The organism is Marinobacterium sp. MBR-111 (assembly GCF_040547585.1).
GTDB lineage: Bacteria > Pseudomonadota > Gammaproteobacteria > Pseudomonadales > Balneatricaceae > Marinobacterium > Marinobacterium iners.
This window is the reverse complement of sequence record NZ_JBEPQA010000001.1, coordinates 1-18,298: the sequence shown is the minus strand read 5'-3', so window position 1 is coordinate 18,298 and position 18,298 is coordinate 1. Positions and strand designations below refer to the sequence as shown.

Below are 18,298 nucleotides of genomic sequence, written 5' to 3'. Positions count from 1 at the left end.
AGCCACGCCATCAACGACTGACATTATTGACGCTCCGCGACACTTTGTCACTTCCATAAGCGCCAAAATCAGCGTAAAACTCCAGTCACTATTGTGATCTACACTTGATGAATACTGACTTATGCAAAAACGTTACCCATTACAAACAAAATGAAATATATGGCACAGGTCCTGCATTATTGCAGGCAGATGCATTACGCACTCGGTTTTAACCTGCAACAGGAGACTGGTAATGATCACTGAGGAAATCGTTGATCTTTCCCGGCTACAGTTCGCCATAACGGCACTGTATCACTACCTATTCGTCCCGCTGACGCTGGGACTGTCATTCATGCTTGCCATCATGGAGTCGGTTTACGTCATGACCGGCAAGCAGATCTACAAGGACATGACCAAATTCTGGGGCAAGTTGTTTGGCATCAACTTTGCGCTTGGGGTCACTACCGGTCTAACCATGGAATTCGAGTTCGGTACCAACTGGGCTTACTACTCGCATTACGTGGGCGATGTGTTTGGCGCTCCGCTGGCGATCGAAGGCCTGATGGCATTTTTCCTTGAATCAACCTTTGTCGGCCTGTTCTTCTTTGGCTGGGAGCGACTGTCCAAGGTCAAGCACCTGATGGTGACCTGGCTGGTCGCACTGGGCTCAAACCTGTCTGCACTCTGGATTTTGGTGGCCAACGGCTGGATGCAGAATCCGGTCGGTTCCGAGTTCAACTACGAAACCATGCGCATGGAGATGACCAGCTTCGCCGAAGTGTTCCTCAACCCGGTGGCGCAGGTGAAATTCGTTCATACCGTTTCAGCAGGGTATGTCACCGCAGCCATGTTCGTGTTGGGCATCAGTGCCTATTACCTGCTTAAGGGGCGCGACCTTGCTTTTGCACGCCGCTCGTTCGCGATCGCATCCGCTTTCGGTCTGGCCTCTATTCTGTCAGTGATCCTGCTGGGCGATGAGTCCGGTTATGAGCTGGGTGACGTACAGAAAACCAAGCTGGCCGCAATCGAAGCTGAATGGCATACCGAAGCGGCACCGGCAGCCTTTACCCTGTTCGGCATGCCGAATGATGAGACCATGAACACCGACTACGCCGTCAAAATCCCTTATGTGATGGGTATCATCGCGACTCGGTCGTTGGATGAAGAGGTCACTGGCATCCGTGACTTGATTGTTGAGCATGAAGCCCGTATCCGCCGCGGCATCTACGCTTACGAGGTACTGCAGAAACTGCGCAATGGTGAAGTGACCGAAGAGCTTGAGGCCGAATTTGATCGCGTCAAAGTCGATCTGGGTTACGGTTTGCTGCTCAAGCGGTATACCGAAAACGTGGTCGATGCCACTGAAGAACAGATTCAGGCAGCCGCCCGGGATACAATCCCAAGTGTTGCACCGATGTTCTGGGCCTTCCGCATCATGGTCGCCAGTGGCTTCTGGATGTTGCTGGTATTTGCACTCGCGTTCTACTTCACTGCCAAGCGCACAGCCTTTACCAAACGCTGGTTGCTCAAAGCGGCATTGTTCTCCATTCCAGCACCCTGGATCGCCAACGAGATGGGCTGGTTTGTTGCCGAGTATGGCCGTCAGCCATGGGCGATCGGTGAGATTCTTCCCACCTTCGTTGCACCATCGGTACTGACCAAAGCTGACCTGCTGGGCAGTCTGGCCGCCTTTATCGTGCTGTACACCCTGCTGGCGATTGTTGAGATCTACCTGATGGTGAGATTCTCGCGCATCGGCCCCAGCAGCCTGCAAACCGGCCGCTACCACCACGAGCAGGATGAGCAATCCGCTTCCGAGCCGGCCAAGGCCTGATCAGGCAAGAGGAGAGATACGATGCTATTCGATTATGAAACACTGAAACTGATCTGGTGGGTGCTGGTTGGCGTGTTGCTGGTCGGCTTCGCCATTACAGACGGCTTCGATATGGGGGCCTGTGCCCTGCTGCCTTTTTTGGGCAAGACAGATGACGAACGCCGCGTGGTGATCAACACGGTAGGCCCACACTGGGAAGGCAACCAGGTCTGGTTTGTTACCGCTGGTGGCGCGTTGTTCGCTGCCTGGCCTGCGGTTTATGCCGCAGCCTTCTCGGGCTTCTATTGGGCAATGCTGCTGGTGCTGTTTGCCCTGTTTTTCCGCCCGGTCGGTTTTGACTACCGCTCCAAACTGACCAATACCAAATGGCGCAAGGCTTGGGATATGGGGCTGATTGCCGGAGGTGTCGTTCCCTCACTGGTTTTCGGTGTGGCCTTTGGCAATCTGCTGCTGGGTGTGCCCTTTCAGCATGACGAGTTTTTACGCCCAAGCTACTCCGGCAATCTGTTCGGTTTGCTCAACCCCTTCGGCCTGCTTTGCGGCGTTGTGAGCCTAGCAATGCTCTCAATGCACGGCGCCGTCTGGGTACAGCTGCGCAGTCACGGCGAGGTAGAGCTGCGCGCCCAGCGTTATGCCCAGTTGCTGTCCGTGGTGACACTGGTGGCCTTTGCGCTGGCTGGCATCTGGCTCAGCATGGGCATCGATGGTTATCGCATCATCAGCCAGCCAGCACTGGATGCACTGCCCAACCCGCTGGCCAAGGAAGTTGAAGTCGCAGCCGGCGCCTGGCTGAGCAACTACAGTCTCTACCCGCTCAGCATGCTGGCACCCATCACTGGTTTCACCGGTCTGATTGGCGTCTTCCTCATGGCAGGACGTGGGCGCACAGGATGGTCATTCCTGTTCAGCGCACTGGCATTGGCCGGTATCATTGCCACTGCGGGGGTTTCCATGTTCCCGTTCGTGATGCCATCAAGCCTGAGCCCGAACTCCAGCCTCACCCTGTGGGACGCTGCTTCCAGTCACCTGACCCTGAATGTGATGACCATCGCCGCCATCATCTTCGTACCAACCGTTCTGGGCTACACCCTGTGGTGCTACCGCTCCCTGTGGGCCAAAATTTCAGTGGAATACATTCAGGACAACGATTACTCATCCTACTAAAGGAGATTCAGCCATGTGGTATTTCGCTTGGATTCTCGGTGTGCTTCTGGCCTGCGCATTCGGCATCATCAACGTGATGTGGCTTGAGGCCGAGGACATCGACAGCGAATGATTCGCTGACGCTATAATCATCTCTCCCCAAAGGCGCCCCGCACAGGCGCCTTTTTATCGCCCGCTCAGCGGTGCGTCCATTCCGGTTTGCGCTTGTTGATGAACGCATCGATACCTTCCTGCGCATCTGCCGTCAGCATGTTTTCCACCATCACCTCACTGCAAGCCGCATAGGCATCCGCCAATGGCAACTCACGCTGGCGCTGGAACGCCTGCTTGCCGATCTGCAACGTGCGTCGTGATTTGGATGCTATCTTGCCGGCCAGTTCAGCGACCGCCTGATCCAGATCGGACTCAGGCACCAGACGATTCACCAGACCGATCTCGTAGGCGCGTTGTGCATTGACCAACTCACCGGTCAGCAACAACTCCATCGCATGTTTGGGTTGAACCGCACGACTCAGCGCCACCATCGGGGTCGAACAGAACAGGCCGATATTGACACCCGGTGTGGCAAAGCGGGCATTATCCGCTGCGACCGCGAGATCCGCCGTGGCGACCAGCTGGCAGCCGGCTGCGGTGGCAACGCCGTGCACCTGAGCGATTACCGGTACAGGCAGACTAACAATGCGCTGCATTAACCCGGCGCAGGTGTTAAAGGTACAACGGTAGTAGTCTTCTTCGCTCTCACCCAGCATTTGCTTGAGATCATGACCAGCACAGAAACCTTTGCCTGACCCCTTGATCACCACACATCGAATGGTGAGGTCATCAGCAATGGCATCAAGCTCAGCATGCAATGCCTGCATCAACTCCATGGAAAGGCTGTTGTAGGCGTCGGGACGGGAAAGCATCAAGGTGGCCACGCCTTCGTGGTCCTGACGCTCCAGTAATGAATGGGTCATGCGGTTACTCCCTTTTTGTTGTTATTCGGGTTTACCCGAATATCGGTCAAAAGGGAGCAACAGGTCAAGCCGGTTTTTCAGACCGAGAGAATATCGATCTTCTCCATCACCTGTACACCCGACCCACCAGCTGTAGCTTCATCATCTTCACCTAGTGGGCCTGCCATAGCCTGCATGGCCGGGCCAATACCATGCGGAAAGCCCAGCTGCAGGTTTTTGAAATCAAACAGCTGTGGATCGGCCAGATGGGAGGGCACCACATTGCACAGGGCACGGAACATGGTCTCAATCCTGCCAGGATGGGATTTATCCCAGCCCTGCAGCATCTCCTTGATCACCTGACGCTGCAGGTTCTCCTGTGAGCCGCACAGGTTGCACGGAATGATCGGGAATTCACGCAACTCGGCGTACTCCATGATGTCCTTTTCACGGGCATAGGCCAGCGGGCGGATTACCATGTTCTTGCCGTCATCAGACACCAGCTTGGGCGGCATCGACTTCAACTTGCCACCGAAGAACATGTTAAGGAAAAAGGTCTCCAGGATGTCGTCACGATGATGTCCCAGCGCGATCTTGTTGGCACCGATCTCATCGGCAAAGCCATACAGTGTGCCGCGACGCAAACGCGAGCAAAGACCGCAGGTGGTCTTGCCTTCCGGCACCACCGATTTGACGATGGAGTAGGTATCACGCTCGACAATATGAAACGGTACGCCCAGTGACTCAAGGTAGGCCGGCAGTACCTCTTCGGGGAAGCCAGGCTGCTTCTGATCCAGATTGACCGCCACCAGCTCAAACCGAATTGGCGCGCTTTTTTGCAGGTTCATCAGGATGTCCAGCATGGCAAAGGAGTCCTTGCCACCCGACAGGCAGACCATCACTTTGTCGCCGTTTTCAATCATGTTGAAGGCTTCGATCGCCTGCCCCATTTCACGGCGCAGCCGCTTTTGCAGCTTGTTAAGGCGGGTTTTCTTCTGCTTATCGAGGCTGTCGGTCTGCATGGTTAGTTACTACTGATGACGGGTTAAAAATTGAGCGCGGATTATACATGAATAGCGCTGCGGATAATAAACCCGATATTTTAATGCAGCCCTGATCCATTAAATAAAAAACCTCTAATTTAATGGAACCTTCATGCCCTAAGGGCTATGCTTTTTGGCTGAACTCCAGCATCAACGTGGCGCAGTTCTGGGTTAACCGTGCAGCTGATCTACCCGTACTTCCATGACAGTGAAGCGACCACTCGACTGAGGCTGGGCCTCGGCGTGCAGTAGGGACAGTGCAATAAACTTCTACTATTGCCCCCATTGCCATGTTAAATTTCATTTTGTTATAAGCTTATAATATTGTGTTCTCAGTAGGGGCGCAGCAGCGCCAAATGAATGACAACAGGAGAAACAAAATGGCACTTCGCATTAATGACACCGTACCCAACCTTGATCTGAAAACCGATCTGGGCGACTTCAAACTGCACGACTTCATCGGTGACAGCTGGGCGATCCTGTTCAGCCACCCGAAGGACTTCACCCCGGTCTGCACCACCGAATTCGGTGCTGTAGCACAGCTGGCTGCCGAGTGGGAAAAACGCGGCACCAAGGTGATCGGTCTGTCCGTTGATGGCGTGGACGAGCACGTTGAATGGAAAGCCGATATCGAGAAATACGCCGGCGCACCGGCCAAGTTCCCGATCATCGCTGACGAAGACATGGCTGTTGCCAAGGCTCTGGACATGCTGCCGGCTGATGCCTACCTGCCGGATGGCCGTACCGCAGCTGACTCCGCCAGCGTACGTGTCGTGTTCATCTTCAGCCCGGACAAGAAGCTTCAGCTGTCCATGACCTACCCGATGTCCATCGGCCGTAACTTCGCTGAAGTCGTTCGTGCTCTGGATGCGCTGCAGGCAACCTACAAGGTGCCGATCGCAACTGGCGCCAACTGGGAAGTGGGTGATGACGTGATCGTGGCTTTGTCTTTGAACGATGAAGAAGCCAAGGCCAAGTTCGGCGATATCGACGTCAAACTGCCGTACCTGCGTACCACTAAACAGCCGTCTTAATTCCGGCTGTCACTATTGCTCGAACACTATGCTCGAAACAATAGTACTCAACAGCTCTGATACACATTGGTGCTGATTCCGGCCTGCCGAGGCAGGCCGGATGGCAGTGTGCCTCTCCGGGTTTCCCCATGCCTGTCTGGCAGCACCTGCATAAATACTGGCCTGTATTTCTGAAAACCACAAACAGACAGGTTCACGATATGAAAATTGCCGTTACCAGTCAAAACCGCAAGACCGTTACTGAACATGCCGGACGCTGCCGGCGATTCTGGATCTACACCGTCGAAAACGGTGTCATTACCGACAAGAACCTGCTCGAGTTAAGTAAGGAAGAGTCTTTTCATGACAGCGACAGCAATGTACCTCATCCGCTGGATGGGATAGATGTACTGCTGACCGGCGGCATGGGTAGTGGTCTGGCCCAGCGTCTGGCGCGCAAGGAGATAGTGGCAAAAGTTACAACCCAGACTGAGCCTGATAAAGCCATCCAGCATTACCTTGATAGCCGGACTGGACAGGAAGATGACTGACATTAAGACGTCATCCGGTAGGTTTTAGTCTGGTCCGTCCTTGTATGGCGCTGTGATCGACAAGGAGCAGGAATGACCCCTTCACCTCTTTTGACGCCTTTTGTTCGCCGGATACTCGTTTTCAGCGTTCTGCTCGCACTGGCAGGTGGTTGGTTGATGGGTCGGCTTACAGCACCAGTGCTGGGCCTGGAAGTCAGTTTTCGCAACGTCAGCGACGTGACAATTGAATCCATACAGCTGGATTTTGGCAGTGCCGATACACAGTCCAGTATTAAGGCTTTTCGCATTGAGCCGGGGGAAGTACGCACACTGGCGCTGAACCACGGTCCCGGAATGGGCTTCAACGTGCAGGTCAGCTACAGTAATGGTCGTAAGCAGGAGTTCTGCGCGTTGCGCGGAGATGAGCGTACTCAGCCAAGGCTGGATTTACGGCCATGAATTTCTAATCACCTGTTCGCAATTGACAAGGAGTTAACATGCGCAAGGTAACAATTGCCGTTATTGGTGCCGGAACTGCCGGCCTTACCGCCTATAGGGCAGCCCGAAAGCATACGGACTCGGTACTATTGATCGATCCAGGTCCGCTGGGCACCACCTGTGCCCGTGTCGGCTGCATGCCCAGCAAGTTGTTGATTGCCGCGGCCGATACCGCCTGGCATATGCGCCACGCGGATATGTTCGGCGTGAGTGCGGCCGACATTCAGGTGGATGGCCACAAAGTGATGCAGCGTGTCCGCCGGATGCGCGATCGTTTTGTCGGCAAGGTACTGGAGGGAATGGAGTCAATTCCGGAACAGGATATGCTGCATAAACCCGTGCGTTTTATCTCTGATCATCTGCTGGAAACGGCTGACGGACAGCTCATTGAAGCGGAAAAAATTGTAATCGCCACCGGATCACGCCCTGCTGTGCCCGAATTTCTGCAAAAAGCCGGCAAGCGGCTGCTGCTCAATGATGATCTGTTTGAGCTGGATACTTTGCCTGAGTCAGTTGCCGTGTTCGGTCCCGGTGTGATCGGGCTGGAACTGGGGCAGGCCCTGCTCCGCCTTGGGGTACGGGTGCGCATGTTCGGCGTTGGTGGAGCCGTAGGACCAATCGGTGATGATGAGATTCGCCAAGCAGCTGTTGAATGTTTTAGCGCTGAATTCCCGCTTGATCCCGATGCCCAGGTAAAAGAGATCCGTGAAACGGACAGGGCTGTCGAAGTCACTTTCATACATACCGATGAAAAGCCTCTGACCGAGCACTTTGACTACCTGCTTGCGGCAACCGGGCGGCGGCCCAACGTGGATCAACTGGGACTTGATCAGACTCATCTGCAGCTGGATGACCGTGGTGTGCCTGTTTTCGATCCACACACGTTGCAGTGTTCGGTCGAACACATATTCATCGCCGGTGATGCCAACAACCATCTGCCCCTGCTCCATGAGGCTGCGGATGAAGGTGGCATTGCAGGCCGTAATGCCGCCCTGCTGCCCGATCTGCAGCCGGGAGATCGCACAGTCCCGTTGGCCGTTGTGTTTTCCGATCCGCAAATTGCGACGATCGGCATGCGCCCTGCCGATATCCACGAGCAGTTTTCCGGCCGCTTTGCAGAAGCCGCGTATGACTTCGCTGATCAGGCCCGCGCCAAGGTACTGGGCAGAGACAGAGGCTTGATGAAGGTATGGGCTGAAACCGGCAGCGGAACCCTGCTCGGGGCCGAAATTCTCGGGCCTGACGCTGAGCATCTAGCCCACCTGCTGGCCTGGGCCATGCAGCAACAGTTGAGCGTTAGCGATCTTTTGGCGATGCCCTACTATCACCCGGTGCTGGAAGAAGGGCTTCGCAGCCTATTGCGTGATCTGCAGACACGCCTTTGAAGTCAGCAGACGATCCAAGTGGCTGCCTGGAATTGATGGCGCTGTTCAGACCCCAGTACTGACAGCGCCTGCAACATTATTGCTTGAAACGGTTGACCAGCTCATGCAACTGGTCGGATACCCGCTGTGACTGGCGAATACTTTCAGCGCTTTCTTCTGTTCTGGCCAGGCTGCGTTCGGCCAGCTCGGAAATCTCTTTCACCTGACGGTTCACCTCCTCCGATACCAGCGCCTGCTCCTCAACCGCCGCGGCCATCTGCTCGGACATCGCCGAAATCTGATTCACCGCCTCGGCAATCCCCTGCAGCATGGATTCCGACTCAATAACCCGCTGTAGACCGGTCTCTGCATCCTCCGCGCCCTCTTTGGCCACGGCAACCGAAGAGTGGGCCTGACCTGTCAACCCTTCGACGATTTTACGGATGTTCTGCGCCGACTCTCGGGTATTGCCCGCCAGTACACGCACTTCATCCGCCACAACCGAGAAGCCGCGACCATGATCACCGGCACGGGCCGCCTCAATCGCCGCGTTCAGTGCCAGCAGGTTGGTTTGATCGGAGATATCTTCGATAGACTGGGCAGCATGAGCAATCTCGCTGGTCTGCTCAGCGAGCAAATGCACTGCCTGACCAATCTCGGACACAGTATTGCGAAGCTCTTCAATCGAGGTACAGGTGATGCGGGCAATCTCGCCGCCTTTTCCGGCCAGTTCCCTTGATTGCTCGGCCTGCCCTGCTGTTTGCTGCACGTTGTGAGAGATTTCATGAATCGCCAACGACATCTCATGCATTGCGGTCGCGACCAGCTCGGTTTGATGAGTCTGAGCCTGAATTTCCTCGCGCGCGGTTTCGGACAACTCCAATCCACGACGCGACTGTTCCGCCACCTGTCGGGACGCATCTTCAATACGGGTCAACACCGCATCCAGGTGTGCACGCAGGCTCATCACCCCCACCATGATATTGCCGGTCATACCGTGCTGATTGGTGTAGGTATTAGCCGCCAGAGGATGCATGAACACCCCGTGCAGCTCCTTGCTGATCAGGTCAAGGTCATGCTTGTGGTGCAGGAACTGAATACCACCGAAGATCAATAGGGCAGCGATCAACCAGAGGGTACTGGCAAGCGGTGACAGCCAATAGCCCAGAACCACGGCCGGTACGATAAAAGCCAGCGCGATCAGGAACTGCTGCAGATAACGAGGCACATGCAACTGACGACGTTTGCGGTTGATACGGGCGTACAGTTTTTCGGCCCGCTCCACATCCTTGCGCGCAGGACAGGAGCGAACGGATTCATAGCCCACTACCTTGCCTTCTTCGGTCACGGGGGTCACATAGGCGCTGACCCAATAGTGGTCACCATTCTTGCAACGGTTTTTGACCAACCCCATCCAGGGGCGACCTGCCTTGAGGTGGTTCCACATCACCTCGAAGGCCTCTGCCGGCATATCCGGATGACGCACCAAATTGTGATTGTGACCAATCAGTTCTTCGCGGGTGTAACCACTGATCTCCTGAAACGCATCGTTGCAGTGGCTGATCACACCCGACAGATCAGTTGATGAGATCAGTTTAACATTCGCATCAAAATGCTGTTCACGCTGAGTCACGGGGCCATTGTTTTTCATCTCAACCACCTCAATTACGCCATAACATCTGCTGCCTGGCCAGAGAGCCAGCGCTGTTCAAATTCTTTTGCAGTCAGCGGACGGGCAAAGCAGTAGCCTTGCCCAAAATCACAACCCATTCGCTTCAACTCGTCCGCGATTGCTTCATTTTCGATCCCTTCCGCGAGAGTTTTCATACCGAAAATATGTGCAGTGGCGATGATGGTTTGTACGATCGCCCGATTGGCAGCATCACGGTCCAGGTTGCGCACAAACGACATATCGATTTTCAACAGATCCGCATCAATGTCTTTCAGATAATTCAGTGATGAGTGACCGGTGCCGAAGTCATCAATGGCCAGGGCAAAACCTTTTTCCTTGAGGTGATGCAGCATATTGATTGCATCCTCGGGGTCACGCATCAAACCGGTTTCGGTCAGCTCCAGCTCAAAATCGCTTGGTGAAACGCCTTCCTCCGCCAGTAACAGCAACAGGTCATTGGCAAAGCGGCTATCATCCAAGTCACGTGCCGACACATTCACCGCCAGTTTTATCTGAATCCGGCCCGGCACCAGCAAGCCCTGCTCCTGCCATACACGGCGCTGGTGTCCCGCCATTATCAGCACCTTGCGGGTGATTTTGTCGATTAAACCTCGCTCTTCCGCCAGCGGTATAAACTGGTTGGGGCTAACCCAGCCCAGTTCGGCATCAAACCAGCGCAACAACACCTCAGCACCACAGAGCTGGCCCGTAGCAAGGCAGATCTGCGGCTGAAAACGTAACTCCAGCCCTTTACCCTGCACCAGCGCGGCCTCAAGCCGACGGGCAAGATAGGCTCTTTCTCTGATTTTCAAACCCAGCAGTGCATCATAAAAACACACCTGATCTGCACGCGCCTTGGCTTGATGCAGCGCAATATCGGCGTGTCGGAGCAGAATCTCGTAGCTGTCACCATCATGAGGCGCCAGCACTACACCATAACGCTTGCGCACAGTCACTTCGGCGCTTTCAATCCGAAATGGCTCAGCGAATGCCTTATTGATGCGCGACACCAGTGACAGCACCGCATCACCGTCCGGCACAAAACAGGCCAGGGCAAACTCGTCACCGGTAATGCGTGCCAAGGCTCCACCGGCAGCCTGTTCCTGCCGCCCCAGAAGATCCATTTCGCGGATTGTCTGCTTCAGCCTCAGGCTCACCGCCTTGAGCAACGCATCCCCCACCTCATGACCAAGAGTCTCATTCACTTCTTTGAGATTAATTATGTCCATATAAATCAAGGCCAGTGTTCGTTGCTCTCGACGAGTAACGGTCAACTGCTGCTCTACCAGCTCACCCAACAAATTACGGTTGGGAAGTCCCGTCAATGTGTCATAGAAAGCCAGTTTTTCAATGTGTTTGGCCTGTTCGTCAAAACGATTTTGTGCATCGTCTCTGGCACGCATAATCGCGTTATGAGCTGCGTGACTGTAAGCATCCAGGGCCAGTGTTACATCCAGCAGTACGAGTTTATTCAAAGCCGTGAGCACCTGACTACTAACTTCAGGAGCGTAACGAAACTCATGCTGTAGCCCCAAACTGAAATGTTGCACAAAACTACCGAAAGCGCCCGTATACCACTGTGGCTGTAGGCCTATTCTCTGATGTGCTATACCAACCGCGAGGCGGTCGAGCGCATATTCATAGTCATATTGACCTGACAGCAAGCGCTCAAAGTAACGCTTTTGGGTAACTTTGAGCCGTTGGAGCGTCGCATTCTCTTTAAGCAGATCAGACACCCCTTCAAACTGTATCAAATGGTTATAAAAGGCTTCTATCAATTGCTCTGTATAAGCCGACATGCGGGGCTGCACCTGGCGCAGTAACTGTTCCTCCTCGGCAGTAAGAGTCAATAATGCTTTACGCTGCGCAAAGCTTTCAGCAGTTAACTCAATACCGACAGCAACTTCACCCACTGTTGGGTATCTCATGCTCATAACGCTTACTCTTTTCCAGAAATCAATATCAGCCGTGGTTGTTTTACAACTGAATTGGTGTTGCTTGACGAAACAACTGTCCGTGGCAGCTGCTTCATTTCATGCAGCAAACTGGAGGTGTTATCGATCATTAACTGATGTAACAAAACACAAGCATGGACAGGGTTATTGGAACGCCGGATAACACCATCGATCCTAAACTGCAAACGCTCAAGCTTTTGATGTTTCGACTCAGGCCTGCTGGCAATATGTTGGGCCACCAATGCTTGTCGCAATGCTTCCAGCGCCTCAGGATCATCGGCCGCCAAACGAGCCAGTTCATCAAAACTCGGAAGCTCAATGCTCATCGTTTATTACCTCCTGATTCCCAACAAATCACATGCGTTGTCACATTCGGCATAAATCATTGGCAAGGCATGCACCAGCTCAACCAACGGCAGCCTCACACCACCCCAAGCGTGAGAAACCACAGTACTTTCAATCTGTTGCTTCAGAACCGCTTCAGGCTCAGCACTCCAGCCAGGATTCGCCGCCAGATAGAAACTCAATGCATCGGCAAACTGAATAATGATTAGCAGATCACGCAGCTCTTTGTGAACTTTCGGGTGGCGTACCACCTCAGGATGGTGGTGATAGCGGACAATATTGCTGATTAAAGCCGGCAAGTGCATTTTTTTGCAGGCCATCTGCCCAACAACTGTATGTGTGAACCCCAGGACACTCTGCTCAGCCGAGATAAGCTCTTCTGCAGCACCCCAGCCGCGTACATCCGTATCTTTCAAAACATCTGGGGCGACCTGCAACATGACGAAGCGCCCAAGGTCATGCAACAGGCCTGCCATATAGGCTGTTTCTGGTTTTACTGTAGAGAAATATGCAGTACGGGCCATGAACAACGCAATTTGAGCGACCTCGAGCGAGTGCCTCCATATATTGCGTTGCTCATCCTTTGCAGGCACGAAAACACGTGCTACAGAAATAGCCATTAGCAGTTGCAGGATGGTGTTAGAGCCAACCCGAGCCAAGGCTGCTTCGATGCTGTCAACAGATGTACTCCCCATACAAGCAGCCGAATTGGCATAACCAATAATCAAACTCGCCAGCGGCGGGTCAGTCTTGGCCAGTCGTACCATGTCATCAAAGAAGGTATCGCTGTCTGGATCCGACCTCATCAGCTCAAACATTACACTTGGCAACAGGGGTAGCTGCTCAAGACGTTCTTCAATTTCTTCAAGAGAAATCACACTGGATTCAACACTGCTCATGATTCTCTCCTTCTGTATGCCATCACCCCATGGAGCTTGGGAGATAACACCACAACATAATACTTGCCATATAAGTCCTTTGTGACAATTATGACACACGTTAACACACACGACCAAATGCCAAGATGCGACTTTTTGTCGCACCTCAACATCAGAAATAGAAATATGGCGGGAGTCGGTAGGGAGGATGTTTTGCAGTAGAGGTCAGGGGTTCAGCTCAAACCTTTTGCGAAACCTCACGCATCAAGCTGTCAATACACCGCACCACACTGAGACTGGCCTTTTCCATCTGCTCGAGTTGTTGCAGCATGCCTTTGTAATCTTTTTGTGCGCCACAGGCCAAGGCGGCACGACCTGAATCATGTACCTGACGGTGTGGGCTTTCCAGCGCCTTGAAACTGTTCAAGCCTGCGTATTTACGGCCACCATAGCCATCATAGTACCAGTGCCCCAAGCGACACTCCGTGTGACTGTTGGCCCCCTCTGAAAACTCGCCACGCTCAATGAGACTGTAAATCTGGTTTTTCCAGACCGCATGATCAAGCTTGACCGTATTGAGGAACGAGGCGGTGGTCGCGATGCGGATAACGCGTTGCATATGATCGGAACGAGTGATGACATCACCGACAACAGAATCAATCTGGGTGGAGGACGCCGCCACATCAGACGCAACTTCAAGGTTCTGATTCACTACCGTCTTGATTGAACTGGTCTGATCAATAACCTGAGTCACCAAGCGTTCGATTTCCTGACTCGCACCGTGTGCCTTAGCGGCCAGCGCACGCACCTCGTCAGCGACAACCGCAAAACCACGGCCAGCCTCCCCCGCACGAGCCGCCTCAATTGCCGCATTCAAGGCCAGCAGGTTGGTCTGATCAGATATCTCCTGAATACTGGAAACAAGCTTCGAGATTGAATGAGCGGTTGTGTCCAACACTGTTGCGGCACTCAGGCTCGCACTGGCCTGGTCGTTAATCAGGCTGGAGCGTTGCCCAAGCTTTTGCAGCGCCTCGCGAGTGTGGTCGAAAACCTCATCTAACTGCTTAAGTGCTTTTCGCTCGTTTATAAGCTCCTCAGCAGTATCCGCCAACCCCTCACGAATGCTGAGTAGCATATCGCCCCCTTTCAGCTGCCAGGACATAACCGCCGCCTCACTATCCCCCTGCTGTTGCAGCTGGCGCAGCTGATCCTCTTTCTCTGCCAGCAACGCCTGCAGGCTCTGTTTTTCTTTCAAATGCTCGGCTTGCATGGCTTGCAGCTGTGCTTTGAGTTCTTCTTCTTTTTTATGTTGTTTACGTCCAAGTACAAACATATGTGCCTCAAGTGTCACATCAGATAATTTATTCGGAATGATAGTGTTTTATTACGCCGGGGATATCGGCAGGTGGTACCGGTTTGCTGATAAAGTACCCTTGGATTTCATCACAGCCCAGAGCAGTCAGCAGTGCCAACTCCTCCTCAGTTTCGACACCTTCGGCAATTACTCTCATATTCAGACTCTCAGCAATGCCCATTACGGCCTTAACGATCCCCTGATCGGCCGAGTTGTGAACCAGGTTTTTGACAAACGCCCTGTCCACCTTGATGAAGTCGACACAGAATTTCTGCAGATATTCAAGCGAGGAGTAACCAGTGCCAAAGTCATCAATGGCCAAGGTGACACCCAGCTGTTTTAATTCATTCAGTAAGTAAAGGGCCTGCTCAGGATTATCCATGGCCACGCTTTCAGTAATTTCCAGATCCAGCAGCTCCGAAGGCAAACCTGACGTGTTGATCATTCGACCAAGCTTGCTGGCCAGATCACTATCCATGAACTGACGACCTGAGAGGTTAATGCCGACCCGTAGCCCAAGCCCTTCTTGATACCATGCGTACGCCTGCCGAATGGCCTCTTCTGCTACCCAGTAGCCGAGACTGTGAATCAGCTCCATCTGCTCTGCGATCGGAATGAACTCAACGGGTGAGACCAACCCCATATCTGGGTGGTCCCAACGAATCAGTGCTTCAACCCCCACAATACGACCGGACTTCACATCCAGCTGGGGCTGATAGAAAAGCTTGAACTCATGCCGTTCGAGCGCGTGCCTGAGTTCAGACTCAATATATAGGCGCTTTGCATAGTCAGCTTGGCAAGTCTCATCATAAATTTTAAAGCGACTGCCTCCTGCCCTTTTGGCAACGAGTCTGGCCTGAATTGCAGCACTGATCAGCTGGTTAGGCTCATTACCATTTTCAGGGCTAATGGCAACTCCCACACTGGTTTCAATAAATACAGGCTGACCATTCAACTCATACGCCGACCCTAAGCGCAGCTGTAGATCGGCTATCCAATTTACCAGCACCTCTTGATCATCCAGATCAGGTATGAGAATGGCAAACTCGTCTGCTCCAAGTCTGGCCATTTGGTATAGTCCCCGGGTCGCGCTTTGCAAACGCAGGGAAAATAACTGCAGCAGCTTGTCGCCCTCCACCTGACCAAAGGAGTCATTGATCATATGAAAACGATCAATATCAAGCGTAACAACGGCACAGGGGTGGGGATCATCCAATTGCTGCGCAAGTAGCGCCTGGAAAGCATTACGGTTCGACATCTGTGTCAAACTGTCATGGTGGCGCTGAAACTCGATCGTCTGTCGTGCTTGCCAAAAATCTGTCACGTCCTGCAACACGCATAGAATGCTATTGTCAGCCGTTTTGCGTGCAATCATGCGAACATGCCGTTCACCATCTCCTGCCCTAAAACCATGCCCTAACATTGCCCGCTCATGCTCATCCATGAGCAATTTTTCCAGCTGCTGCCGTACATGCTCTCGCTGCCCGGATTCAACCCGTTGTAAATACCCATCCAGCCCCATCTCGGAAACGGTTTCAGGTAACTGAAACAACTCAAGCAACCCAGGGGCCCAATCAAGTGTATCGGTCTTTGAATGCCACTCAAAAAAACCCAACTGCGCAACCTCTTGCGCCTCGTTTTGCATGACCCGTACCTGATCCAGTGCACAGGTCATGCGATAGGTTCGCAACGAATATCGAACACGTCGGATTAGAAGCGCCCAATTGATGGGCTTGGTTATGAAATCGGTGGCGCCCTGTGCAAAGGCTTTGTCGATTGCGATCACATCATCCAGCCCAGTCAGCATCACAACCGGCACTCGCGTGTCCAGTCTGCGAATGTGCTCACAGACCTCAAAGCCGTCCATACCTGGCATCACCACATCCAGCAGAACAAGATCGGGAACGGAATGGATTGCAAGCCATTCTACCGCTGACTGCCCACTCACTGCCTGGGCGACCTCATAACCTTCTTTCTGGAGTATCTTAGTCAGTGTCAGCCGTGTGGTCAGATCATCATCAACCACTAGAATACGGCTCACATCTTTAGGGCTTATATTAAATTCGACCAATCTTTACTCCTGATGCGGGCACGACTTCAGAAATTCTTGCAGTGCGCATGCCAGCTTATCTGATTCTGTGGATAGCCGCTGGGCGAGACTAAACAGCTCCGATTTGTCTAGAGTTTTAATATTGCGTTCAATTTCAGCTGACTGCTCAGACACACTCATGCCCCCTACATTGGCAGCACTGCTTTTGAGAGTGTGTGCTGCCCTATACGCCAACTCTTGTTTATCGGTTTCAAGACCCTCGATGACTCCTTGGACAAGGTCAGGCAGTTGCTCAAGAAAGGCTTCCAGTATCATCACAATATCGCCACCCAACAGCTCTTCCAACTGCCGCAGGGTATCGAGACTCAAGACCTGAGTTGTGTTATCACCATCTTCTTCATGCAAGGCTGTTGAGTCAGGCTCTGATATATCTGAGACTACACCACGTGCATGCTCCATCAGAATTTGTCTAAGCTGCTCAGGCTCAAAAGGCTTACCAAGGTGTCCATCCATACCAGCATCCAAACACCGTTGAATCTCTACTGGAGTGACAAAGGCCGTCATTGCTATAACCGGTACACGAGACCAACCGTGCTGCTCTTCGAGCATCCTCAACTCACGGGTGGCAGTGAGCCCATCCATCACCGGCATCTGACAGTCCATCAAAACAACATCAAAACGCTGCCGATGTACCCATTCCAAGGCCTCGCGGCCATTCTCGGCACTGACTGCATGGCACCCCAAACGCTCCAGATTTGCCAACGCTACCATACGATTTACATCATTATCCTCAGCCAAAAGTACCCTGAGTCCTACCAGTTCATGCTGAAGGGTTTTGCTACCGGACGCTTGGTCAGTAGAGATACCATTATGAGAATAGAGCACTCTTTCAATCGCATCATGCAACTCATCACGCCCCAAAGGCTTGGCCAATAAACACTCAAAACCTGCCTTCTCTGCCTGCTGATTCAGTGCACGCCCGGTATACGAAGTAATCAGGATCATTTTGATAGTGCTGAAGCGCTCATCATTGCGTATCTGCCGAGCCAACGTAACACCATCCATATCAGGCATCATCATGTCAGTCAGAACAAGGTCAAATAGCTGCTTTCCTTGCAGCCAGTTTTGCTCAAGCAATTCCAGCGCCTGCTCTCCACTATCGGCACTTTGATGGCTGATTTTCCAGCTATCGCAATAATGTTCGAGAATCAAACGGTTAGTCGCATTATCGTCTACTATCAATGCGCCAAGACCTTGCAACTCTTCGCTGGGCACAAATAGACTGCCGGGATCCTGCGCAGGCTGGAGTACTACACAAAAGTGAAAGGTGCTGCCTTGGCCAGGCTCAGACTCAAGCCACAATTTGCCCCCCATATGGGTCACAATTTCTCGACTAAGGGTCAAACCCAACCCAGTACCGCCATATTTCCGGGTCGTTGATCCATCAGCCTGGCTGAAACTCTCAAAAATGCGCTCCTGCACTTCATGAGGAATGCCAATCCCGGTATCACGAATGGCGGTAGTGTTCAGAATTCTGTGTCATTTCTTTAGACTGAACCGAAAAGAGATGACTCATGACCAAACCTACATTCGATATGGATGCCGCACTTCAAGCTCTGCGTGAGGGCAAAGACCTCACCGGCAAAGACGGTATCCTGACCCCGTTGATCAAGCAACTCACCGA

The 18,298-nt window shown here is 53.0% G+C and carries 16 protein-coding genes and 2 pseudogenes; 7 read left to right on the top strand and 11 right to left on the bottom strand.

All coding sequences use genetic code 11. The features are described 5' to 3' along the window. The first annotated feature begins 232 nt into the window (after positions 1–232). Genes ABIE61_RS00085 through cydX form a run of 3 tightly spaced genes read left to right on the top strand, consistent with a single transcriptional unit; the run spans position 233 to position 3,089 of the window. On the top strand, positions 233–1,813 hold the full coding sequence (locus ABIE61_RS00085) for a cytochrome ubiquinol oxidase subunit I (protein ID WP_091826561.1): 1,581 nt from the start codon (positions 233–235) through the stop codon (positions 1,811–1,813). 21 nt (positions 1,814–1,834) lie between these two features. Then, a complete protein-coding gene (gene cydB, locus ABIE61_RS00080; RefSeq protein ID WP_354405838.1) occupies positions 1,835–2,977 on the top strand; it encodes a cytochrome d ubiquinol oxidase subunit II in 1,143 nt (380 codons plus the stop codon). Between the two features lie 13 nt (positions 2,978–2,990). Then, entirely contained in the window at positions 2,991–3,089 is a 99-nt protein-coding gene (cydX, locus tag ABIE61_RS00075) for a cytochrome bd-I oxidase subunit CydX (RefSeq protein WP_206834746.1), read from the top strand. 64 nt (positions 3,090–3,153) lie between these two features. Here the strand turns inward: cydX and ABIE61_RS00070 are convergent, their stop codons facing one another. Both ABIE61_RS00070 and ttcA read right to left on the bottom strand, forming a co-directional pair. Then, positions 3,154–3,933 (bottom strand): enoyl-CoA hydratase, encoded by a 780-nt coding sequence (locus tag ABIE61_RS00070; protein WP_354405836.1) that lies wholly within the window; start codon positions 3,931–3,933, stop codon positions 3,154–3,156. Positions 3,934–4,010: 77 nt separating this feature from the next. Then, positions 4,011–4,934, bottom strand: coding sequence for a tRNA 2-thiocytidine(32) synthetase TtcA (gene ttcA / locus ABIE61_RS00065; protein ID WP_354405834.1), 924 nt, complete (start codon positions 4,932–4,934; stop codon positions 4,011–4,013). A gap of 401 nt (positions 4,935–5,335) precedes the next feature. Here ttcA and ABIE61_RS00060 point away from each other — a divergent pair, with 401 nt between their 5' ends. The 4 genes from ABIE61_RS00060 (at position 5,336) to ABIE61_RS00045 (ending at position 8,381) form a co-directional block, all read left to right on the top strand. Next, positions 5,336–5,989 (top strand): peroxiredoxin, encoded by a 654-nt coding sequence (locus ABIE61_RS00060; protein ID WP_206834752.1) that lies wholly within the window; start codon positions 5,336–5,338, stop codon positions 5,987–5,989. Between the two features lie 200 nt (positions 5,990–6,189). Further along, a complete protein-coding gene (locus ABIE61_RS00055) occupies positions 6,190–6,519 on the top strand; it encodes a NifB/NifX family molybdenum-iron cluster-binding protein (protein WP_354405832.1) in 330 nt (109 codons plus the stop codon). 72 nt (positions 6,520–6,591) lie between these two features. After that, a complete protein-coding gene (locus tag ABIE61_RS00050; protein WP_354405831.1) occupies positions 6,592–6,957 on the top strand; it encodes a hypothetical protein in 366 nt (121 codons plus the stop codon). Positions 6,958–6,995: 38 nt separating this feature from the next. Further along, a complete protein-coding gene (locus ABIE61_RS00045) occupies positions 6,996–8,381 on the top strand; it encodes a dihydrolipoyl dehydrogenase (RefSeq protein WP_354405829.1) in 1,386 nt (461 codons plus the stop codon). A gap of 76 nt (positions 8,382–8,457) precedes the next feature. Here ABIE61_RS00045 and ABIE61_RS00040 read toward each other — a convergent pair whose 3' ends face one another. The 9 genes and pseudogenes from ABIE61_RS00040 to ABIE61_RS00005 all read right to left on the bottom strand — a co-directional run. Then, a complete protein-coding gene (locus ABIE61_RS00040; protein WP_354405827.1) occupies positions 8,458–10,011 on the bottom strand; it encodes a methyl-accepting chemotaxis protein in 1,554 nt (517 codons plus the stop codon). Positions 10,012–10,025: 14 nt separating this feature from the next. Continuing rightward, on the bottom strand, positions 10,026–11,966 hold the full coding sequence (locus ABIE61_RS00035; RefSeq protein ID WP_354405825.1) for a putative bifunctional diguanylate cyclase/phosphodiesterase: 1,941 nt from the start codon (positions 11,964–11,966) through the stop codon (positions 10,026–10,028). A gap of 5 nt (positions 11,967–11,971) precedes the next feature. After that, the gene (locus tag ABIE61_RS00030) at positions 11,972–12,313 is read right to left on the bottom strand and encodes a DUF3135 domain-containing protein (protein ID WP_354405824.1); all 342 of its coding nucleotides are present in this window, start codon (positions 12,311–12,313) and stop codon (positions 11,972–11,974) included. Positions 12,314–12,319: 6 nt separating this feature from the next. Further along, complete coding sequence (locus ABIE61_RS00025) at positions 12,320–13,231, bottom strand: HDOD domain-containing protein (protein ID WP_354405822.1); 912 nt, start codon at positions 13,229–13,231, stop codon at positions 12,320–12,322. Between the two features lie 217 nt (positions 13,232–13,448). Beyond that, entirely contained in the window at positions 13,449–13,829 is a 381-nt protein-coding gene (locus ABIE61_RS18835; protein ID WP_502915017.1) for a CZB domain-containing protein, read from the bottom strand. 48 nt (positions 13,830–13,877) lie between these two features. Beyond that, positions 13,878–14,345, bottom strand: a pseudogene (locus ABIE61_RS18830) (methyl-accepting chemotaxis protein); the annotation flags it as partial. Positions 14,346–14,571: 226 nt separating this feature from the next. Further along, on the bottom strand, positions 14,572–16,635 hold the full coding sequence (locus tag ABIE61_RS00015) for a putative bifunctional diguanylate cyclase/phosphodiesterase (RefSeq protein ID WP_354405818.1): 2,064 nt from the start codon (positions 16,633–16,635) through the stop codon (positions 14,572–14,574). 3 nt (positions 16,636–16,638) lie between these two features. Beyond that, the gene (locus tag ABIE61_RS00010) at positions 16,639–17,889 is read right to left on the bottom strand and encodes a response regulator (RefSeq protein ID WP_354405816.1); all 1,251 of its coding nucleotides are present in this window, start codon (positions 17,887–17,889) and stop codon (positions 16,639–16,641) included. Between the two features lie 45 nt (positions 17,890–17,934). Next, a pseudogene (locus tag ABIE61_RS00005) lies at positions 17,935–18,129 on the bottom strand (ATP-binding protein); the annotation flags it as partial. Between the last annotated feature and the right edge of the window lie 169 nt (positions 18,130–18,298).